The organism is Blautia coccoides (assembly GCF_034355335.1).
GTDB classification, from domain to species: Bacteria; Bacillota; Clostridia; order Lachnospirales; family Lachnospiraceae; genus Blautia; species Blautia producta.
Map to the genome: position 1 here is coordinate 3,673,697 of NZ_CP136422.1, position 19,842 is coordinate 3,693,538.

Below are 19,842 nucleotides of genomic sequence, written 5' to 3' on the forward strand. Positions count from 1 at the left end.
GATAACCTCTAAAGTTATCATAGGGCACCATACTGCTTTCCATGAAAATTGTCAAGAATAATACTATGAATATTTCTGAAAAAAATATAAAACCCCCGGAAATCCACATACATGAATTTCCAGGGGCAGTCAAACTATATTCCGATATACTCTGTTCTTTAATTAAGCAAATTTACGTTTCGCAGCTTCTACCACATGTCCAACCAGTACAGAAGTCGTAACACTTCCAACACCACCCGGAACAGGAGTAATGGCATCTACAACTGGCTCAGCCTTCTCAAAATCAACATCACCGCAAAGCTTTCCTTCTGCGTTCACATTGATACCAACATCAATAACTGTCTGTCCTGCGCTTAAATAGGTATCGTCAATAACACCAGCACGACCTGCAGCGACAATAACAATGTCTGCCTCTCTTACTACAGAAGGCATATCCACAGTTCTGGTGTGGCAGATTGTAACAGTTGCATTTTTCTTGATCAGCATCATAGCTGCCGGTTTTCCTACAACCAGACTACGGCCTACAACAACTGCCTTTTTACCTGTACAGTCGATTCCGTAAAAGTCGAGAATCTCCATACAAGCCTGCGGTGTACAGGGCGGGAAACCTACATTCTTGCCTGTAAATACACCTGACATGGAACCATCTGTCATACAGTCAACGTCTTTTGCCGGATCCAGTGCATTTTCAATAACAGACTGATTCAGGTGTTTTGGCAGCGGACGGAATAACAGAACGCCGTGAATCTTGTCATCTTTATTCACCTTATCAATCGTTGCCAGTAACTCTTCCTGGCTTACATCTGCCGGAAGTAGAATCTTTTCGCATGCAACACCCAGTGTTTCACAGCGTTTTGTTGCGCCTCTCTCGTAGGAAATATCACTTTCGTTTTCACCCACACGGATAATACACAGGGTAGGTTTTACCCCTTTTTCCTCCAGTGCTGCCACATCCGCTTTAATTCTTTCGTTTAATGCTGCTGTTACCTCTTTACCAAGTAATCTCTTTGCCATTTCTCTATGAATCCTCCTGCATCTTTTTATCCTGGCCTCTTAGACACTCTGCAGCTTACGCTGCAGCACATGTCACATAAGGCATCATACAATTATCGTAATTGTTCAGTGCCCTCTTATTTCAGTCTGGAAAGTACGCTGTCAAAGGTATCGTCAGCGATTTTCGTATATTTCTCCAGCATTGCATCTGCTTTTTTATTCAGCTCTTCCGCATAAGCTCTGTCAGCCATAGACTTTGTATTAATATACACATTCAGGCTGGCACCCTTTAAAGCGGCTTTGCAGAAGGCTGCGCCTACGCCTGCGTCACTGATCGCCAATGTGGAACCTTTTGCTGCAAATTCCACGATCACTTCAATGGCCTCACAGCACTTTTCCATAATTTCCATAGGTACGGAGCATGCGTCCTTCAGAACGATTTCCATTACTCTTGCTTTTTCAGCTTTTTCTTCCTCTGTTGCACGAGGCATTCCATATGCTTTTGAAAGCGGCTCAAACACCTCCGCATCTCTCTCTATCAGACGTAAAAAATCCGCCTGCAGGGCATCACATTTCTTTTTCAGCTCCCACATCTCGTCTTCTACCTCTGCGTACTTTTTCTTACCTACAGTCAGACTGCCCACCATATTGCCCAGGGCCGTTCCCACTGCGCCAACCAGAGCTGATGCTCCACCGCCGCCCGGAACTGGTGCTTTTGATGCCAATACTTCCACAAATTCATTACATGGTACAGTTGAAAATCCCATCTCTCACATACCTCTCTTTCTTTAATTACCGAATCACTTCGGTTTTATATAAAATTCCCTGAGGGAATTATTTTGCATGATCAGATACATTTACAGGCCCATTTTTCAGCATAGTGCTCTTATTTACCATAGCAGTCAAGGGACTCTTGTAGAGGAAAAATACCAGTAGAGTATTCAGAGCTGCCAAGAGCGGTGTCTGAACCAATCTCTGGGCATACAAAACTACCCACGGTGTTCCGTAGTACATATGAAGTCCAAGACATGTAAATCCAAGAGAACCTACGATTCCATGAACAACGATCACTGCAAGTACATGCCAAATCTCCAGTTTCTTAGCATAGAAATGCCGAAACAATCCAGGCAGCACACCAGCCAGAACAGCAGTGACAGAAATCATGGGATTTGGCGCATAACCCTGAAGGATCGCCCCAAGGAAATCAGACAAAAACCCGCAAATCCCCCCTACCAAAGGGCCAAACCAAAAACCACAAAGGTATACCGGAGTCTGACCTACGGTAAGCCGAATACTGGTACCAATGGGTATCGCAACTACCCTGGTCAGGATAATGCTCATTGCCACCAGAACACCCGTAAATGCCAAAACTTTTACATTATTCACTTTTTTCATCAGATATAAATCCTCCTTCTTCTGTTGTCTTCAAGGAACAGCATAACTGTCCCTTCTCGTATTGTACTTATGGCATAGTAGTTTACTACACCAAAGAGAAGAATTCATATCTGTCTTTAATGTAGTAGCGGACGCAATATTACATCGTGGAGCCTAACGGCTGCCTTCGTTCATGGACAACTTCCCATCCCATGACACTTAACGCGTAATACCTACTCTACTATAACAGTCTTTTTAAGACAACTTCTTACAACTTTTTTTCTAATGCTTTCATCATGTTAATACTGATATCGCCCACAACCGCCAAATCCTCCGCGGCAAATGTGACGGCAAAATTATCAGAAAACAATATCTGTGCGGAAGGCTGAAACTCGTCATCCCCTTCCCACAAGATAAACTTCACATACAGATTGTCCATAAATTCCAGTTCATAGGAACAGTCTCCCTCTGAACATTTTTTTGCTCCCAGGTGTTCCATGATCTTTTGAAACACAGACAGCTTATTTCCATAGCCGAATGCCAGACGAAACAGGCATCTGCCCTGGAACTGCCTGAAGTAAACCTCACCCCAGGGAACATCATGATAAGTCAGGAATTTCCCTGACGCAGGTGCTGCGCTTCTCTCTGTCAAAAAACGGACAATAAGAATCTTAGCATTCATGGCCTCCTCCAGTGGATATACTCCAATGGAATCCTCCACGTGATGAATTTCATAATCCGGAAAAGATACCTGGTATGTACTTCCCATCAGTTTCACGGTAAAAAGCCCTTTTTCCTCATCATAAGGAATACCGGTTCGCCCGCTGATTTCTTTCGGGTCCATCTCTCTGTATGCGTTCAGATAATGTTCATAAGGACGCTGCTCTTTACTGTCCTTTGCGTATTCAAAATCCATCTTTTCACCTCAGTCAGTCTATTTATTCGTAACAATAGTAAGTCCGCAATACGCTCCCGCTACTGCTCTGTTACAGACGGAAACAAAGACGTATCCGTATGTGGTATAAAACAGCAGGCTACAAACTCATCCATATAACTTGGTACAGCGGAAAGTTCCAGATAAGTCATATTGGACGCGATTTCATAGCATTTCTGCTCTGCCTCTTTTGAAAGAAGCATTGTATATGCACCGGACAGTGAAGAGTTTCCAATGTAATGGAATTTCTCCAGAGGAATATCCGGGAACATACCAATCCGTACGGCATTTCTCATATTGATACCGCTGCCGATTCCACCGGCTACATAAACATCATCAATCATGGAAATATCAAAATCCAGGGATACAAGCATTGTACGGATAGCTGAGAAAATAGCTCCTTTTGCCCGTATAAAGTTGTCAATATCCACCTCATTGATCTCCACTTCCTTGACACTGCCCGATTCCTCCTCGAAGGCGAGCACATAGCTGCCCATACCATATTCATCATGGCGGACACGCTTTCCTTCCCGGATAAACTTTCCTTTCGGATTGATAATACCGGTACGGAATAATTCGCTGATCACATCAATAATACCGGAACCACAGAGACCAATGGGTTTCTCGCCTTCATCTCCGATAACAGAGTAACTTGGCTCCATTGTTTCTGTATCAATGGTACAGGCTTCGATAGCGCCGTCCGTCGCGCGCATACCGCAGCTAATATCCCCGCCTTCAAAAGCAGGACCTGCAGAGCAGGCACAACTCATCATAAAATCAGAATTGCCGAATACAAGCTCGCCGTTCGTACCTAAATCGATAAACAGGGAAAATTCAGGCCGATTCCACAGCATACTCACCAGAGTACCCGCTGTGATATCTCCGCCCACATAACTGCCTATGTTCGGCGCCAGTATTATATGAGCATCCGGATTCACCCTGATCCCAATATCAGAGGCAAACAGTGAATTAGTTTTATAAAAGGTCGGAATATACGGCTCCATACGGATAGGATCACCGTTCATTCCGGTAAGCAGATGGTTCATCGTCGTATTGGATGCAATGCACATACGATATATATGCAGAGGACTAAATCCGCAGGAACGACACATCTGCTCGATCATAGGATTGATAGTCTCGTCAACCACTGCATTTTGCAGCTTTTCACTTCCTCCCGGCTTCATGGATTCAATAATACGGTTGATAACATCCGCACCATAACGAATCTGACCGTTCCCGGCTGATGCCTTTCCAAGGATCTCGCCTGTCTGCATATTGATAAGCAAAGCAGACACAGTGGTAGTTCCAATATCAATAGCCAAACCGCCTATCACTACTTTTTCATTCCTGCCGTAAACATCATACACAAAAATATCATCTGCTGTTCTGCGCACAATACACTGAACATCAAAATGATTCTCACGGAAAACAACGGAAATTTTCCGCAAGGCAGAGTAAGGCAGACGTACTCTCTGTACACCGGTGTCCCTCTTGATGGCCCGTATAAGACGTTCATTATCCGGCATAGTGTCATCCAAAGTAGGCTCATCCATTGTCACATGGATAATATCCAGACTGTTCTTCAAGGTTATTCCTGCTGCTTCCACATCAGATTTCGCCTGTTCAAATATAGCGATCTCCTCTCTGGAACTCAAATCCGCGACTTTCATCCGGCTTCTGTAAGCGGATGCAATATCAGGTACCTGTACCTCCACATCACCAGTCAGCTTGCTCACACATGCCAGCCTCCAACCTTCCGCATATTCATCATCAGAGATATGGCGTGTCTTTGGAGAATTCATTTCACCTGCCACCAGCTTTACCTTGCATTTACCACAGGAAGCATTTCCGGAACAGGGGGCATCGATAGCCACATTCGTTTTTCTCGCTACTTCTAAAAGGATTTCTCCTTCCTGGGCGAAAGTTGTGACGTCTTCGCCGTTTTCAAACTTAAAAGTCACTTTGAACATAGGAATTTAGCCTTTCTGTATATTTTTATCTGCGCCGGCGATAAAAATATCCCCGGCGCTTTTTATTACACGATTCTACCTATTCTGTTATTAGATTTCCAGGTAAGAGTCAGCGTATAATGTGTTGTTCTTGAATACATCACAGGATTTAATGGTTTCCATCAGTCTTAAATCACATGGATTTACGATAGCGGAAGTTAAGCCCTGCATCATGCACATTGCTACCATTGCGGAATCCATGATCGGACGAATATGTTTCGGCATACCATTAGAGTTATTGGACAGACCGCCTGTGGAATTCAGGCCCATATCGCTGAACATTTTGATAGCTTCCAGAACTTCCATCTGTTTGTCCTGCATTCCTTTAACAACCAGGAATAACGGGTCAAACCAAAGATCTGTAGGCTCCATACCCAGCATCATACCTCTTTCCAGCATGTTCTGGCAGTGCATCATACGCTCGTCATTGTCTGCTGCAATACCTTCTGCAGAACAAAGAGCGATTACGATAGCATCATTTGCTGCAGCCAGGTCGATATTCTCAATTCTTCCGCCTGCATCAGCAGAGTTTACAATCGGTTTTCCTTTGCTTCTGTTGTATACGGAGATACCTGCCTCGATCGCTTTTTTGTTGGCAGTATCCAGTGCCAGAGGAACGTTGTCGAAGTTGGACTGGATCAGCTGAACAGCCCATTTCATTAAATCTTCTCCATCATTCTCAGCCGGTCCGATATTAACGTCCAGATAAGTTGCACCTGCTTCCAGCTGCTCTTTTGCACGTTTTAAGATTGGTTCCGGATCACGCTCTGCCATCGCTTTGCGGATAGACGGGGAAATACAGTGAATTCTCTCACCAATTGTAACAAACTTTGCCATAATAGTTCTCCTTTTAAATTATTCATTCTGGCCGGACAGGAAAAACGCAGTATAAGCATTCTCCCTGCCAGCCTGTATTTGCTCTTTTATGCAGTCTTTATGCAGTCATATCCTTTAAGAATTTTACTAACTGAACTGCTTCCAATGGGGCAACGATCACTTCCCAGCCCGGAAGTTTTGCTTCGATATCACCCTTTAATACAGCAACTTTACCCGGAATGATCAGTTTTCTACATTTTACTTTATCTTCAACATTTTCCTGAATATATTTGGCTACGGAAGTAGAAGATAATTTACCTGCTGCCCATGCAGTCAGTACGGAAAGTCCGCCTGCATCACTGATGATCAGGTTACATGGTACTCCGGAACGCTCCAGCTCTCCGGATACCACGAAGTATGTAAGAGCAAAGTCTACGGTTGTCAGACAGAGAGAATTCTCGTCTGCACCATTTAACGCATAAATACCCGGTTCTACCTTCATTGGCTTCTGCGGGTCTGTATATACATTCTGTCTCAGACCAAATAACGGCAGAGCTTCTGCATAATCAAGCTGCTCCATAACCACAATGGAACCATATTTCATTGTGAACAGGGAAGCCAGTGCCTGCTGCATATTTCTGTCGCCATGTGCCAGAACTGCCAGGTTTACCAGAGTCGGGTAACCGAAAATTCTGTCCTGATCTTTTAAAGCTGCACGGCGGATCTGAACTGCATTGCCGTAAGCTTCTTTTATAGATTTTGTTCCAACATCCAGAATCAGGTTCTTATTTCCTGCTTTTTCCAGAGCTGCAACTGTATCATATAATTCATTTAAGTCAGCACCTGTAACGCCAAGTACAACGCCAGCCTCTGTTGCAACTGCACTCATCTCTGCGTAGTTAGAAGCATCTGCACCGTTTAATACAGGTTTGCCGTCTTTGCATACAGCTAATGCTGCTTTTGCTGCTTCAACATCTTTACAGCCCAGAACCAGAGTTCTGCCAAGAGCTGCTGCTTTCTTTACGATTTCAACGTATCTGTCTTTGTCAGCGCCGTCTTCGTAGTTCACGTAAATCATTTCAACGAACATTCTCTCGCTGATACGCTCGTAGTCTACCTTCGGAATTGCTGCCAGTTTGGCATCGATTGCTGCATCATCCATGCATGTGCACAGTGCAACCGCATATCTTGTTTTGCTAACGAATGTTTTTTCATGTCTGAATAAAACAGTCTCGCCGCCTAAAGTAAATTCGTTATCACCGCTTCCGACTTTGATGGTCTTCATCGGCGGAGCTGTTGCCTCAGATAACTGAGCCAGAGCATCCTCAGACATATGCGGGCATTTTGAAATTTCCAGAGCACCCTGAGCTACTTTCATGGAGAAAGCCATACATGTTGGGCAGCCGCACTCTTTACAGTTCTTTTTTGGTGTCAGTTTAAAAATTTGAATACCTGATAATCCCATTTGTTTTTATCCTCCTGTTCTACGATTACACTAATTCTTTAATCATTTTTGAGATTGTTGCAACAGATTTGGGATGTCTCAGAATGACAGCGTCAGAACCGGAAGCTAAAACTGCTGCTGCTGTCTGTACTTCCATACTGATACCTCTCTCTTCCAGCGGTCCCCATTCTGGCATATCTTCCTCAGAAGCCATAGCCTCTTTTACTCCCCATGTCTCATCGGCAACCGGAGTGATGATAGGCATCTGTAACATGTTATCATTCTGGGAAAGAGCTGCACCTTTAATACGGTCCATTGTGGATACCACGTACTCAAAACCATAACCTACTGCTGCAGAACCAACGTTCATTACGATATCCTGAGCTTTTACGCCTAACTGGGTTGTAACAACGTTAAGCTGTTTTGCCAGGTTGATATCAACTGCGGATTCTGCTCCAACCTTCTGGTTGTATGCAAGGCCTGCTGCTGCACCAACTGCTTTGTAATCTTCTTCTCTTGCAGAAAGGACTAAAACGTTTTTGCCCTGAAGTGCTTCTGCTACTTTTGGCAGTAATTCAGAATCTTTTTCCACATTCTTGCAACCTTCAACAACTAAAGGACAGGAAACAGCTTCTCCGACTTCCTTGACAACTGCGATCAGTTCATCAATGGATTTGTCTGAGCCGTTTGGATCCCCGCCTTCCAGACGTAAGCAAACGAAGTCCGCACCTTCCATTGCTTCCGCTTTTTTTGCGATCTCGGCCATTGTGGTAGCACCTGCATAATATTCCTGGATTCCCGGTACATTGGAAAGCCCCATATCGGAAATTTCCACACCTACTTTTGGTGCATTCTCCGTGGGAGCATCAAATGTGTAAAAAGGAAATGTACATTCCCCTCCTAATTTGATTGCTTTGTCCCCGCAGCCAATTTCAACTGTGTTTATGTTTGCATTGAATTTCTGTGGTTTTTGATTAAACGGCATTTCTCATTAGCCTCCTTAATATATTTTTTATAAACGGTGAACACGGTAAAACGCGCATTCACCGTTTACATGATACTACAATTAAGCGATTTTGTCTTCCAAAATCTTACATCATCGGATCCAGACCCAGAGCCGGATGTCCTTTTTCTGTTAAGAATGCAACTAATTCTTCCGGATCTGTTGCGATGGTCTCATCACCAACCATGTCTGTGAAGTTATCGATACCGTATAATTCTTTTGCTGTCTGGTTCAGTCTCTCGGCAACAAATTCTTTCAGTTCCTTAGGCATCCATACGATTCTCTCGATACCGCCCTCTGCCTTCATAAACTTCTTGGAACCGATGAAATGTTTACCATGTCCCATAAAGCCTGGTGTCTGAACACCGCCGCCTGTCATGGAAGCCAATTCCGGGAATGTCATTCCAAGTGGTGTCATACCTGCATACTCACGGTTTGTGATAACTACACCGTTGGAGAATGGCTCGATACCACAGATACACTCGAAACATCCGCAGCTTGTCATTGGTTTTTCCATGATGGAGTACAGAGATACCTCTTCCAGAGCACCCTGGGAGAATTTACGAACGGCTTCGTTAACGTCCTCGTACTCACCGATTCTCTCATCAATACATTTCTCTTTTGTGATAACCTGGCAAGGTCCGTTGGGATCCAGCTCGTTGGTAGCCTTTGCATCCAGCCATGAAACGGCACCGCACAGGCCCAGACGTTCCGGTGTTACCACACATACGTGTGACGGGGAGAATGCCTGGCACAGGATACAGCTGTAGTATACATCTACAGACTCATCTGTCAGGGATTTCAGACGGTCATCACGTTTGTTGAATGTAGGAATAGCCACTTCGTGACGGATTCTCTTACACTCTGCAGGATCGGTATAGATAACAACCTCACATTTGTCAACAACAGCATCAAATTCGTTCTTAACAGAAGCGTACAGAACTTCACCGATATGTTTCAGGCGGAATCCTGCGTTGAATGCATCCTTGCTGATACGGATACGCTGCATATCACGCTGTCCTGTATGGTATACACCTTCGATGCAGTTGATATAGTTATGGAATTTACGCTCGATAACCGGCTCAAAGTCTGACTGCATGTTCTTGCCTGCAACTTTTACAACATAAGCGATGCTGTTCTTGCTGCCAAGCTCCATTTCGTCTGCTTCCGGTCCGATCACAGTGATCTTGTGATCTTCAATCTCTGTAGCCTCTGCTGACTGTACCAGCTCTGCACAGTCTACACGGGAACCGTCGAACTCAACCTGCATATCGCCGCGGCGGATGATCTCACCCTCGAATGCGGATGCGAATGCAACCGGGATATCGATATTGGTGATCTTGATCTTGATATCGCGTGCTTCCAGAGATGTAGCATTGAATTTAGCAACATCTTTCTGTAAGATCAGGCTCTTCGGTACTGTAGATACGCCTTCCTGGTTTGTGATAACCGGGAATCCCAGTGCGATAGCACCTGCACCGCAGGCAACGATCACATCGTCCAGAGGAGCAAATGCGTTTACGAATGCCGGTACACGCTCAAAGGTGTATTTCATCAGATTCGCTGCATCACCAGGTGTTACATTACCAAAGATAAGTGCTGCTCTTAAAGCAACGGATACTACATGGATAACGCTTGTCACGTCTTTTCCCAGCGGGATAACACGTAAGTTTGCACCTGTCTTCATACCAGCTTCTGCAACCTGGTCGATCACGCCGCCAACCAGTGTTACCAGGATACCCTGTGCCTGGTAGCTCTTAACAAGAGCGACTGCTTCTTCTTTTGTCGGAGCACTTCCGAGAATAACAGCAACACCAGGGATATCACCTGTTACAAGGGGTACACCCAGCTCACGGATCACAGCATCTGCCAGATGTCCGTAGCAAGGCTCTGCATACGGTTCTGCACCGTCAATATATTTCAGAACTTCGATGAACTCTGCACAGAGAGCAGTTGCAACACCTGACATAAATACGTCATTCAATCTCATCTCTCTTGTCATCAGAGTTTTTACTACACCTAAAGCTTCTTTTAATTCTCCTAAAGTTTTAACCTTCACACCTGTCACTGCGTAGTAGCATGGTAAGCAGTAAGCAGTGTTCGGGAAGCTGACAGCCTTGTCAGCACCGTGCTGTTCAATGGCAGCATTGATAGCGCCTTCTGTTAATCCATAGACAGCGTCATTTCCACTAAATACGGTTTCAAATAATGTCAATGTTTTCTTCCTCCTGACCTTCTCATAATCCCTGATCGATTATGTTTTTAATGTTTGTAATTTCCTCTTTTACAGTATTGCTGAAGTCGTATGGAGACTTGCCCTGACGGTCCGCATCCATCACTTCGGTATTATAGTGAATGAATCCCAGCAGATCCTCCTGCGGTATATGTGCCTTTACAAAAGCTTCATCCTCTTCATTCCGAACCTTATTAGCCACAACACGAACCTGTTTTACGCCCAGGTCCTTTGCCAGCCTTTTTACATTCTTATAGGTCTGTACGCTTCTGGCACCCGGTTCAATGACCACGATAAACTGGTCCATGGATTCTGTCGTACCCCGGCCGAGGTGCTCCAATCCAGCCTCCATATCCATGATCACCACATCATCCCTGTGAAGCACCAAATTGTTGATGATTCTGCGAAGCATGACGTGTTCGGGGCATACACAACCGCCGCCGCCGGTTTCCACAGTACCAAGCACAAGCAGCTTGACTCCGTTTACTTCTTTGGAATATGTATCCGGGATATCATCTACCTTGGGATTGATCCGGTAGAACTGATTTTCCTCATTGGCCCCGGTACGTTCTTCCACCAGCTTCCGCATCTTTGTAATAGGAATAATAGAATCCAGGGTTTCATCATCAAACCCAAGTGCCAGTCCCAGATTCGCATCCGGGTCCACATCCGCGGCAAGCACCTTTCTTCCCTCATCCGCATATAAGCGCGCCAGCGTCGCAGCAAAAGTAGTCTTTCCAACGCCGCCTTTTCCTGTCACTGCAATTTTCATGTCATTCACCTTTCCTGATAAAGATTAGATTCCAAGAGCAGCTCTCTTCTCTTCGATTCTTGCGATCATAGCATCGCCTAATTTTTCAATATCTTTTTCAACTGTAAACGCAGCCTCTACCCATTCTCTTGTTCCGTTGGTCAGGATTTCAACCATTTCGCTGGAACCGCAGGCATATGGGTCAACACCTAAGAAGGTATCAAGACCGGAACCGATTACATAGTTACCGATAGAAACTGCTTTTTCAGACATCCATTCAGGAGCACAGCCAACAACCGGAAGCTGGGAGATATGCAGACCTGCGTCTTTTGCCAGGGTAGCTGCAAGAACCAGCATACGGCTGATATCAACACAGGATCCCATGTGCAGTACCGGCGGAATGTCAGCCAGTTCACAAACTCTCTTAAGGCCGGCGCCGCATACATCCTTGGCTCTCTTGTCCATCAGACCAGCTTTTGCAGCTGCCTGTGCAGAACATCCGGATGCGATGATGATGATATCGTTGGCAACCAGTTTTTTCATAAGTTCAATATGAGCTAAGTCAGGACGAACTCTCGGGTTATTACATCCAACCATTGCAACAGCACCGCGGAGAACACCAGAGGTGATACACTCTAATAACGGTTTTGTGGTTCCCAGCTCATCTACCTGTGAGTTGGTAACACCGTCCAGAACTTTTACGATCGCTTCTGTGGAATATCCTACAGTTGCTTTCTGTTTCATCTGCGGAATATGTACCAGTTCCGGTTTTCTGTTTTTAAAGTTCTCGATAGCTGTTCTAACGATCAGTTTTGCCTTCTCGCCTGCTGTATGTGCATCGAATCTGATAAATTCAGAATCCGGCATCTGAGCAATCGGAGAAGTTGTGATGAATTTTGTGTGGAAACATTTGCTTAAAGGACCAAGTGCCGGGAAGATACACTGTACGTCTACAACGATAGCTTCACATGCACCTGTCAGAACAACGTTTTCCTGCTGCAGGAAGTTACCGGCCATAGGAATACCACGGCGCATTGCAACTTCATTTGAAGTACAGCATACACCAGATACAGTAATGCCTTTTGCACCCTGCTCTTTTGCATATGCGATCATTTCCGGATCATCTGCGAATTCACAGATCATCTCTGAAAGACTCGGATCATGTCCATGAACAACGATATTGACATTATCCTCAACCATAACGCCCAAGTTTGCTTCTGTCTCGATCGGCTTCGGAGTTCCGAACAGTACGTCAGAGAACTCTGTTCCCATCATGGAACCGCCCCATCCATCACTTAAGCCTGCACGGATAGCCTGTTTTACCAGCGCTTCCGGTTTGGAAGAACATCCCATATGGCTCATATGTAAGGAACAGGAAACCTCGCGGTCAATTGCTCTTGGTGCAAGTTCATTCTTTTCCCACAGTTCCTGCTGTGATTCCGGTGCTCTCTTTAAGAATCTCTGAGTTCCGAAAGGTTTACCATATTCCATCAGACCTGTCTCAGCAACTTCATGTGCCAGATCATAGATGTCTTTTCCTTCGGTCTCGATTCCCCACTCTTTTGCGATACGGATCAATTTATCCGGATCTTTTACCTTATAACAGCCATCAGCTGCTGATTCATATAAGGTATGGCAGATTTCACGGCCATGGTCAGAGTGTGTTGCAGATCCGCCTGCTGTAAATTTCAGGTAGTTACGTCCTACAATACCATGTACATCACATCCGCAGATTCCTCTCGGAGCTTTTTTTGTAATACGGCATGGTCCCATTGTACAGATACGGCAGCAAACGCCTTCTTCGCCAAATTTACAATGGGGTGTCTGATTTTTTACGCGGAACTGCCAAGCGTCAGCGCCGACTTTTGCACCTGTTTCCAGGAGACGTGCAGTAGCAGCTTCAAATTCTTCTACTGTGGTTAATTTGAATTCACTCATGAATATCCTCCTTGTTTTTCGCCTCTTTTTGCTTTTTTATCCGGGTCCGCTTCCCCGGTTTTATAACTCCAGCCTGTCTACGATATCCCGGATCGCTGTTCTCACCGGTGAATCTTCCGGAAGCTTCACGATCGGTGTACCGTCGCAGTCGAAGTCATATACAGTTTCATCCTGCGGTACGATTCCCAAAAGGGTGAGGCCCTGTTTCTCTATCTCCTCTTTTGTGCCCGCATTGAGTACCCCGCCCGGTGCCCGGTTGATGATCAGACCAACCTGCTTCGGGTGCATGTCACACTCTTTTATCAGTTCCGCGATCCTGCCAACCGCCTGAACACCTCTTCTGGAACAGTCACTGACCAGAATCGCTGTCTGCATGTTCGGAAGAACGCCTCTGCTGATATGCTCCATACCGGCTTCATTGTCCACGATGATATATGGATAATTTTTTTGCAGCTTTGCAAGCTGAGCCTGCAGAAGTCCATTCACGAAGCAGTAGCAACCTTTTCCCTGGGTACGTCCCATGACAAGCAGGTCATAATCATCATTTTCAATCAACGCATCATCAAACTTGAATTCCATATAATCGGCTTTTGTCATTCCAGCCGGAATAGGATTTTCTTTTGACATCTCTGCACGAGCCACTTCCTCACGGATATCACCCAGAGTCGCCTCAAGCTCCATGCCGAGAACTTCATTTAAGTTTGAATTCGCGTCTGCATCTACTGCAAGAATCGGTCCCCTGCCTTTTTCAGCCAGATACTGGATGATAAGTCCTGTCAGGGTCGTCTTGCCCACGCCGCCTTTGCCGGCAATTGCAATTACATGTGCCATGAAAAGGGCACCTCCTAAAATATGATTTTAATACGTTTTAAACAAGTGTGCGAAGACCGCATCTGTCAATGATCTCAGATACGTCTTTCCATTTGTTCAGAGCATACAGATGGATGCCGTTAACGCCCAGTGCGCGGTATTCATCAATCTGTCTGATAGTGTATTCGATACCTGCCTCTTTGAATGCTGCTTTCTTTTCATCAACAGCAGCGTCGAATGGATCTTTGTCGAACGGATTTGGGAAGATCCAGTTTTTGGAGATGATCTCGCAAAGCTTACGCGGCATTACACAGCCGTTGCGTGACAGCGCCATATTGATCGTAGCAGCCTGATCCAGGATCGGCATGATACCCACATCGACCGGCATTGTGATGCCTGCAGTACGGATAGCATCCATCCAGCGTTTGAACTGTTCCATATCCCAGCAAAGCTGAGTCATGATGTAGTCAGCGCCGTTATCCTGTTTCTGTTTCAGGACAGCGATATCAGACTCAAGGCTGCGGCATGCGATATGACCTTCCGGAGAACCCGCTACAGCAATTTCAATTTTATCGCCGAATTCTTTGCGGACATAAGCCACAAGATCAGTAGCATAAGCAAAATCTCCGCCGGTTCCTGTCCATCCGAATGGAAGGTCACCGCGAAGTGCCAGCATATGATCTACGCCGTTGTCCAGGTAATTCTGAAGCTGTTCCTTGATTCCTTCTGCGGTATTACCGATACATGTAAAATGTGTCACCGGGATCGTTCCTGCATCCTGAATCATTTTACACACATCCATGTTCTTGCCCACATTAGTTCCGCCCGCACCGTATGTACAGGAAATGTACTCCGGCTGGTACTTACAAAGATGCTCGATGGTTCCCGGAAGATTTTCCATACCCTTGTCTGTCTTCGGTGGGAACAGCTCAAAAGAAAGGAGCATTTTGTTCTTCATTGCTTCAGATAATTTCATAGTTACTACCTCCGCTTTGTTTATTTATTTTTAAGGCCTAAGCCCTAAAATCGTTTGTTGGCACAACAGAAAGTCCTCCATACTTTTCTGCTGCATTACTGGCAGTCCAGCTTAACAAGGCTGTTAGCAAGGTCTACCATCAGAATTCTGCCAATAATAGTTCTCTCCTCGCCCATAATGTCACGTAAGATAACCTTTTCGCCATCTACGTCAATTCTGCTTACATTTTTGCAGATGACAGTGTTGTCATCGCTTCTCTGTACAGTTGCAAGACACATAGCCTACGCCTCCTTCAAATGTTCTTTTACCAGTGTCAGTGCCAGGCCCAGACGCATATTTCCTTTCTGGAAATCAGCAACGCCTTCCTTGATAGTCTTGGCCGCATCTTCCATTCCAAGCTTTGACAGATTATCTGCCATCTGGTCAAGCTCCTGTGCATGATGCTCATTGTGGGAAAGCATATAGTTCAAAAGCGCTACCACTTCCTCTGTACAATTTCCGCCACATTCGCCTTCTGAACAGCTGCTGCAGCCGTGGCTGTGTTCGTGGCTGTGAACATGGTCATGCTCATGGTCATGTCCGTGAGGAACCATGTTGCCATTTTCGTCGTTGATTAAATGCATTTTTCCATCCTTTCCCTACTGCTTTTTCCCGCTTTGGGCGCAGTAAATGACAATAATTTATCAATAAATTCATTATACATGCTTTCGGTTGTTTTATCAAGTTATTCTTATGTTTTTTTAGAGGTTCAAGAGGTGAAAAACACAGAGCTTCCGCCTCTGTTTTTTTCCACTTCGATCCGGCATTCTATGCGCTCTTTCAGCTCCGGAACATGAGAAATGATCCCCACCAGACAATCCTCTCTGGAAAGAGCGGATAAGGTCTCCACAGCAGTCTCCAGAGACTGCTCATCCAGACTGCCGAAGCCCTCGTCAATGAAAACCGTTTCTACCCGGATTCCGCCCGCGAACTGTCCGATAACTCCGGAAACCCCCAGCGCCAGACTCAGGGCCGCCTGAAAACTCTCTCCTCCCGAAAGGGAACGGATACTCCTCACCTTTCCGGTATGATAATCATAGACATCCAGATCCAGTCCGGATCTGGACTGGAGATTTTCTTTTTCCTCCCGGACAAGCAGCTCATATCTGCCGGAGGACATATGCTCCAGCCGCCTGTTTGCCTCCTTTGTGATCATGCGGAAGTAAGCGGACTGCACGTAGCGCTCAAGGGATATTTTCGGCTTTCCCTTCAGATTTCCGCAGGCTGTGTCGGAAAGATTCTGAAGAGACAGACGAATCTTCTCTGTCCTGCTGCTGTCCTCAAACAATGCCTGAAGCTGTCTGCGAACTTCTTTTGCCCTTTCCAGGGCACTGTAATCTTCCCGAAGCTGCATGCGCACAGTTTTCAACTGATGTTCCGCGCGCTGCATCTGTTCCCTCACACCCTCCTCAGAGCATAGCTTCTTTCCGCGCAGGGCAGGCGCCAGACTCCTGATCCTTATCTGCAGATCTCTCACATGATCCTCATAGGCCTGTGTCTCTTTTTCCATCCGTTCCATCTCTTCTTGTTCCAGACACGCTTCCATGGCCTTTGCCCTGCTCTTAAATTTCTGCCGTTTCACTTCCAGGAGCAGCTTCTCTTCCGCCTCTTTCCTCTCTTTTGTCATCTCTGCCACGTGTTTCTCGCAGATTTGGATCTCTCTGGCGGCGGCTGCCCGGCGCTGCGCATTTTCATCTGTCCTTTTTCTGACAATCTCCAATGCCGGAAGACCCGGGCAGCTTTTTGCCCTCTTCTTCTCCAGCCGCATGCCGGTTTCTCGGATCAGCGAAGCTGCTTTCTTACGCACAGCATCTCCGTTTTTTTTGCCTGCAAGCCCTTCCTCCCTGCGCAGATGTTCCATTCTGGTCTGCCATTCTTTCTTATTTTCCGCCAGGACCGTCATAGTCCTCTGCAGTTCTGCGGAAGTTTTTTCCTTCAGATCCTCCAGCTCTTTCAGCACAGATTCGCTCAGCTCTTTTTTTGCACAGGACGCCTTCTCGGGATGTACCGTGGAGCCGCATACGGGGCAAGGTTTTCCATCCACCAGATTCCTGGCGAGCAGGCCTGCCTGACTTCTGAAAAATTCCTCTCTGTAAGTTTCATAGGCAATTCCCTGCTGCGTCTGCACAGTGATCTGGTCCTCTGCCCTCTTAAGCAGCTCTTCCCTCTGCGCCTCCAGCTCCAAAAGGACCTCTGCATCCTTCTGCCATTTTTCATAGACCAGAAGCTGCTCTGTCAGTCTCTGTATCTCCGCGCCAAGCTTAACTTCCCTTTCCGCCGCGGCCATCTGGGTAGCCAGAGTCTTTTTCTCCTGCTCCAGCTCCTTATCCTGGATTTTTATCTCCCTTACGTGGATTTCCTCATCAGCCAGTATTTTCTTTTTCAGCGCACAGTCCTCTGCCAAAGGCTTTATATAGGCATTTGCCCTCTTTCCTTCTGACAGTCTTCTCTCCATCTCCCTGATTTCACCGGCCCGCACTTTCGTCCCTTCCAGCTCCTGTCTCAGGGCATTGAGGGTTTTCAGTTCTTCATTGTCCTTCTGGATGCGCTCCAGATTTTTTAAAGCCCTGTCCTTTTCTTTTTCCAGGCGCAGTTCTTCCTTTCTGCCGCTCCTCTCATTCTCCTGCAGCGAACGGACCCGGCTGTCCAGCACCTCAAAAATCTCTTCCTTTTCCCTGTCCGCCAGGGAACAGTCAGGGTGCAGGGAATCCCAGGACTCCAGAACCTGTCTGCGGCGCTCCTCCCTTAGCTTTTCTTCCTCCCGCTCCCGAATGCTCATGCTTTTGAGACGGTCGGAAATCAGTTTGTAGAATTCCGTGTCAAAAACTTTCCTGAATATCTCGCTGCGCATATCACTTTTTGCAAGCAGAAGGTTCATGAATTCCCCTTGGGCGATCATGGAAACCTGTTTAAACTGGCGGTAATCAAGTCCCAGAATGTCCTGCAGCCTCTGGTTCACTGCTTTCCTTCCCGTCAGCACACTTTTATCCGGGCACTCCAGAAGCGCCTCATGCTTTCTGTTCAGGTTAAATGTTCTGGTGACCTGATACCGCTCCCCTTTGTGTGAAAAAAGCAGGCGCACTTTGCTCATGGATTTCTCCTCCACATAATCGCTGTGGAGGTTCTCCGGTTTTCTCACCTCCGTGCTTGCCGCATCATACAAGGCAAAGGCAATGCCGTCGAAAATGGTGGTTTTTCCGGATCCCGTATCCCCGCAGATCAGAAACAAGCCTGCCTTTTCACAGTTTTCAAAAGAAATGCAGGTTTTGTCAGCATAGGGGCCAAAGGCTTCCATCTCCAGTTCTACCGGTCTCATGTTTCCACCCCTTCCATGGTTTCTATCACATTTTTCAACAGCTCTTGTTCCGTCTCTGACATGGGACTTCCATTCTGCTTTTCATAAAATTCCCCAAACAGATCCAGCGGTGTTCTTTTCAGACACTGAAGCTCTGCACTGCCTGAGATCCCTCCTGATCTGCTCCGGCGGTTTTCGACGGCAAATTCCAACATGCCGGGAAATATTTTTCTCAGACGCTCCATGGGGTGTTCCAGACTCTCCTCGTCAGTCACCACAACAGAGAGATAATACCCTTCTCTGTATTTCCCGTATTTATCTGAGACCAGTTCCTCCATGGTATCTTTTAAAACAGCCATTTCGGTTTTGGCTGTAAGGGGAAGCTTCCTTATGGACAGGCTGCCCTTCTCCTTCAGCTCTGCCACTGTCACGGACTTTGTATGACTGCATTCGGAAAAAGAATATTTCAGGGGAGATCCTGCATACCGTATCTTTACATCACCGATTTTCTGCGGCCTGTGGATATGTCCGAGGGCCACATAATCAAACCCTTTAAAAGCAGAGACATCCACCTGGTCAATCCCCCCAAGGGAGAGCTGTTCCGAATCAGAAATATCCGGACCTTCCCCGCCGGCAGTCACAAACTGATGCGCCAGCAGCAAATTCCTCTCACTTTCATCCAGCTCTACACTCTGCAGCGCGGTTTTCACGGCCTCATGATAATTTTCCGGAACTTCCTCTGTAAAAGGACGCAGCATGCCCGGACGCAGAAAAGGGAGCATCCAGATATGTACCGGCCCGAATCTGTCAGACAGTACCGTGTGCTCTGCGCGCCCCTTAAAAGTACCTGCAATGTGTATCCCCTCTTTTTTCAGTATCCCTCCGGCAAACTGGAGCCTCTGTGCCCCGTCGTGATTGCCGCTGATCATAAACACCTGTATCCCACGGGCGGACAATTCTTCCAAAAACCAGTCCAGCAGCCCCACAGCCTCTGAAGAGGGTATGGACTTATCATAAATATCCCCGCACAGAAGAAGAGCCTCAGGCTTTTCTTCATCCGCCATGTTCAAAACCTGACTGAGTATATATTGCTGTTCTTTCCACAGCGGCTCTCCTAAAAGCTTTCTCCCCAGATGCAGGTCCGCCATATGAAAAAATTTCATTCTTTGTCCTCCATTGCCATATTTTGGCATTTCGTTGCATTTTAGCTTGCACTTCTTATAATAG

17 protein-coding genes and 1 riboswitch are annotated in these 19,842 nt (G+C 46.3%); all 17 genes read right to left on the reverse strand.

Translation table 11 applies throughout. The annotated features are described in order from the left end of the window. Positions 1-162 precede the first annotated feature (162 nt). Positions 163-1,014: a bifunctional 5,10-methylenetetrahydrofolate dehydrogenase/5,10-methenyltetrahydrofolate cyclohydrolase gene (locus tag BLCOC_RS16510; RefSeq protein WP_029468715.1), complete on the reverse strand. Its 852-nt coding sequence runs from the start codon at positions 1,012-1,014 to the stop codon at positions 163-165. A gap of 116 nt (positions 1,015-1,130) precedes the next feature. Further along, the gene (locus BLCOC_RS16515) at positions 1,131-1,760 is read right to left on the reverse strand and encodes a cyclodeaminase/cyclohydrolase family protein (RefSeq protein WP_115622805.1); all 630 of its coding nucleotides are present in this window, start codon (positions 1,758-1,760) and stop codon (positions 1,131-1,133) included. Positions 1,761-1,827: 67 nt separating this feature from the next. Beyond that, entirely contained in the window at positions 1,828-2,388 is a 561-nt protein-coding gene (locus BLCOC_RS16520) for a folate family ECF transporter S component (RefSeq protein ID WP_115622806.1), read from the reverse strand. 123 nt (positions 2,389-2,511) lie between these two features. Continuing rightward, positions 2,512-2,610, reverse strand: a riboswitch (THF riboswitch). A 25-nt stretch (positions 2,611-2,635) separates the two neighbouring features. Next, the gene (locus BLCOC_RS16525) at positions 2,636-3,283 is read right to left on the reverse strand and encodes a DUF3786 domain-containing protein (protein WP_029468713.1); all 648 of its coding nucleotides are present in this window, start codon (positions 3,281-3,283) and stop codon (positions 2,636-2,638) included. A 59-nt stretch (positions 3,284-3,342) separates the two neighbouring features. After that, complete coding sequence (gene acsV / locus BLCOC_RS16530) at positions 3,343-5,271, reverse strand: corrinoid activation/regeneration protein AcsV (RefSeq protein ID WP_115622807.1); 1,929 nt, start codon at positions 5,269-5,271, stop codon at positions 3,343-3,345. 90 nt (positions 5,272-5,361) lie between these two features. Next, positions 5,362-6,147 carry a carbon monoxide dehydrogenase/acetyl-CoA synthase methytransferase subunit gene (gene acsE, locus BLCOC_RS16535; protein WP_018597554.1) on the reverse strand — a complete coding sequence of 262 codons (786 nt, stop codon included), beginning with the start codon at positions 6,145-6,147 and terminating at the stop codon, positions 5,362-5,364. A gap of 97 nt (positions 6,148-6,244) precedes the next feature. Then, on the reverse strand, positions 6,245-7,591 hold the full coding sequence (gene acsC / locus BLCOC_RS16540) for an acetyl-CoA decarbonylase/synthase complex subunit gamma (protein ID WP_115622808.1): 1,347 nt from the start codon (positions 7,589-7,591) through the stop codon (positions 6,245-6,247). A gap of 25 nt (positions 7,592-7,616) precedes the next feature. Next, on the reverse strand, positions 7,617-8,555 hold the full coding sequence (acsD, locus tag BLCOC_RS16545) for an acetyl-CoA decarbonylase/synthase complex subunit delta (RefSeq protein WP_018597552.1): 939 nt from the start codon (positions 8,553-8,555) through the stop codon (positions 7,617-7,619). A gap of 106 nt (positions 8,556-8,661) precedes the next feature. Further along, positions 8,662-10,788 carry an acetyl-CoA decarbonylase/synthase complex subunit alpha/beta gene (gene acsB / locus BLCOC_RS16550; RefSeq protein ID WP_029468711.1) on the reverse strand — a complete coding sequence of 709 codons (2,127 nt, stop codon included), beginning with the start codon at positions 10,786-10,788 and terminating at the stop codon, positions 8,662-8,664. Positions 10,789-10,810: 22 nt separating this feature from the next. Continuing rightward, positions 10,811-11,578, reverse strand: a complete 768-nt coding sequence (locus BLCOC_RS16555) for an ATP-binding protein (RefSeq protein ID WP_018597550.1) — start codon at positions 11,576-11,578, stop codon at positions 10,811-10,813. Positions 11,579-11,602: 24 nt separating this feature from the next. Further along, positions 11,603-13,495, reverse strand: a complete 1,893-nt coding sequence (gene cooS, locus BLCOC_RS16560) for an anaerobic carbon-monoxide dehydrogenase catalytic subunit (RefSeq protein WP_029468710.1) — start codon at positions 13,493-13,495, stop codon at positions 11,603-11,605. 60 nt (positions 13,496-13,555) lie between these two features. Next, the gene (locus BLCOC_RS16565) at positions 13,556-14,326 is read right to left on the reverse strand and encodes an ATP-binding protein (RefSeq protein WP_029468709.1); all 771 of its coding nucleotides are present in this window, start codon (positions 14,324-14,326) and stop codon (positions 13,556-13,558) included. 37 nt (positions 14,327-14,363) lie between these two features. After that, positions 14,364-15,281 carry a methylenetetrahydrofolate reductase gene (locus tag BLCOC_RS16570; RefSeq protein ID WP_029468708.1) on the reverse strand — a complete coding sequence of 306 codons (918 nt, stop codon included), beginning with the start codon at positions 15,279-15,281 and terminating at the stop codon, positions 14,364-14,366. A 95-nt stretch (positions 15,282-15,376) separates the two neighbouring features. Next, positions 15,377-15,559 (reverse strand): CooT family nickel-binding protein, encoded by a 183-nt coding sequence (locus BLCOC_RS16575; protein WP_018597546.1) that lies wholly within the window; start codon positions 15,557-15,559, stop codon positions 15,377-15,379. A 3-nt stretch (positions 15,560-15,562) separates the two neighbouring features. Next, positions 15,563-15,904 carry a DUF8180 domain-containing protein gene (locus BLCOC_RS16580; RefSeq protein WP_018597545.1) on the reverse strand — a complete coding sequence of 114 codons (342 nt, stop codon included), beginning with the start codon at positions 15,902-15,904 and terminating at the stop codon, positions 15,563-15,565. A gap of 125 nt (positions 15,905-16,029) precedes the next feature. Further along, positions 16,030-18,636, reverse strand: a complete 2,607-nt coding sequence (locus BLCOC_RS16585; RefSeq protein WP_115622809.1) for an AAA family ATPase — start codon at positions 18,634-18,636, stop codon at positions 16,030-16,032. Further along, positions 18,633-19,778 carry an exonuclease SbcCD subunit D gene (locus BLCOC_RS16590; RefSeq protein WP_165907296.1) on the reverse strand — a complete coding sequence of 382 codons (1,146 nt, stop codon included), beginning with the start codon at positions 19,776-19,778 and terminating at the stop codon, positions 18,633-18,635. The genes BLCOC_RS16585 and BLCOC_RS16590 overlap by 4 nt, the downstream gene beginning before the upstream one ends. Positions 19,779-19,842: the final 64 nt, after the last annotated feature.

Bases quoted from the DNA above. Each gene is read 5' to 3' on its own strand.
- BLCOC_RS16510 (WP_029468715.1), bottom strand. From the start codon at position 1,014: ATGGCAAAGAGATTACTTGGTAAAGAGGTAACAGCAGCATTAAACGAA.
- BLCOC_RS16515 (WP_115622805.1), bottom strand. From the start codon at position 1,760: ATGGGATTTTCAACTGTACCATGTAATGAATTTGTGGAAGTATTGGCA.
- BLCOC_RS16520 (WP_115622806.1), bottom strand. From the start codon at position 2,388: ATGAAAAAAGTGAATAATGTAAAAGTTTTGGCATTTACGGGTGTTCTG.
- BLCOC_RS16525 (WP_029468713.1), bottom strand. From the start codon at position 3,283: ATGGATTTTGAATACGCAAAGGACAGTAAAGAGCAGCGTCCTTATGAA.
- acsV (WP_115622807.1), bottom strand. From the start codon at position 5,271: ATGTTCAAAGTGACTTTTAAGTTTGAAAACGGCGAAGACGTCACAACT.
- acsE (WP_018597554.1), bottom strand. From the start codon at position 6,147: ATGGCAAAGTTTGTTACAATTGGTGAGAGAATTCACTGTATTTCCCCG.
- acsC (WP_115622808.1), bottom strand. From the start codon at position 7,591: ATGGGATTATCAGGTATTCAAATTTTTAAACTGACACCAAAAAAGAAC.
- acsD (WP_018597552.1), bottom strand. From the start codon at position 8,555: ATGCCGTTTAATCAAAAACCACAGAAATTCAATGCAAACATAAACACA.
- BLCOC_RS16555 (WP_018597550.1), bottom strand. From the start codon at position 11,578: ATGAAAATTGCAGTGACAGGAAAAGGCGGCGTTGGAAAGACTACTTTT.
- cooS (WP_029468710.1), bottom strand. From the start codon at position 13,495: ATGAGTGAATTCAAATTAACCACAGTAGAAGAATTTGAAGCTGCTACT.
- BLCOC_RS16565 (WP_029468709.1), bottom strand. From the start codon at position 14,326: ATGGCACATGTAATTGCAATTGCCGGCAAAGGCGGCGTGGGCAAGACG.
- BLCOC_RS16570 (WP_029468708.1), bottom strand. From the start codon at position 15,281: ATGAAATTATCTGAAGCAATGAAGAACAAAATGCTCCTTTCTTTTGAG.
- BLCOC_RS16575 (WP_018597546.1), bottom strand. From the start codon at position 15,559: ATGTGTCTTGCAACTGTACAGAGAAGCGATGACAACACTGTCATCTGC.
- BLCOC_RS16580 (WP_018597545.1), bottom strand. From the start codon at position 15,904: ATGCATTTAATCAACGACGAAAATGGCAACATGGTTCCTCACGGACAT.
- BLCOC_RS16585 (WP_115622809.1), bottom strand. From the start codon at position 18,636: ATGAGACCGGTAGAACTGGAGATGGAAGCCTTTGGCCCCTATGCTGAC.
- BLCOC_RS16590 (WP_165907296.1), bottom strand. From the start codon at position 19,778: ATGAAATTTTTTCATATGGCGGACCTGCATCTGGGGAGAAAGCTTTTA.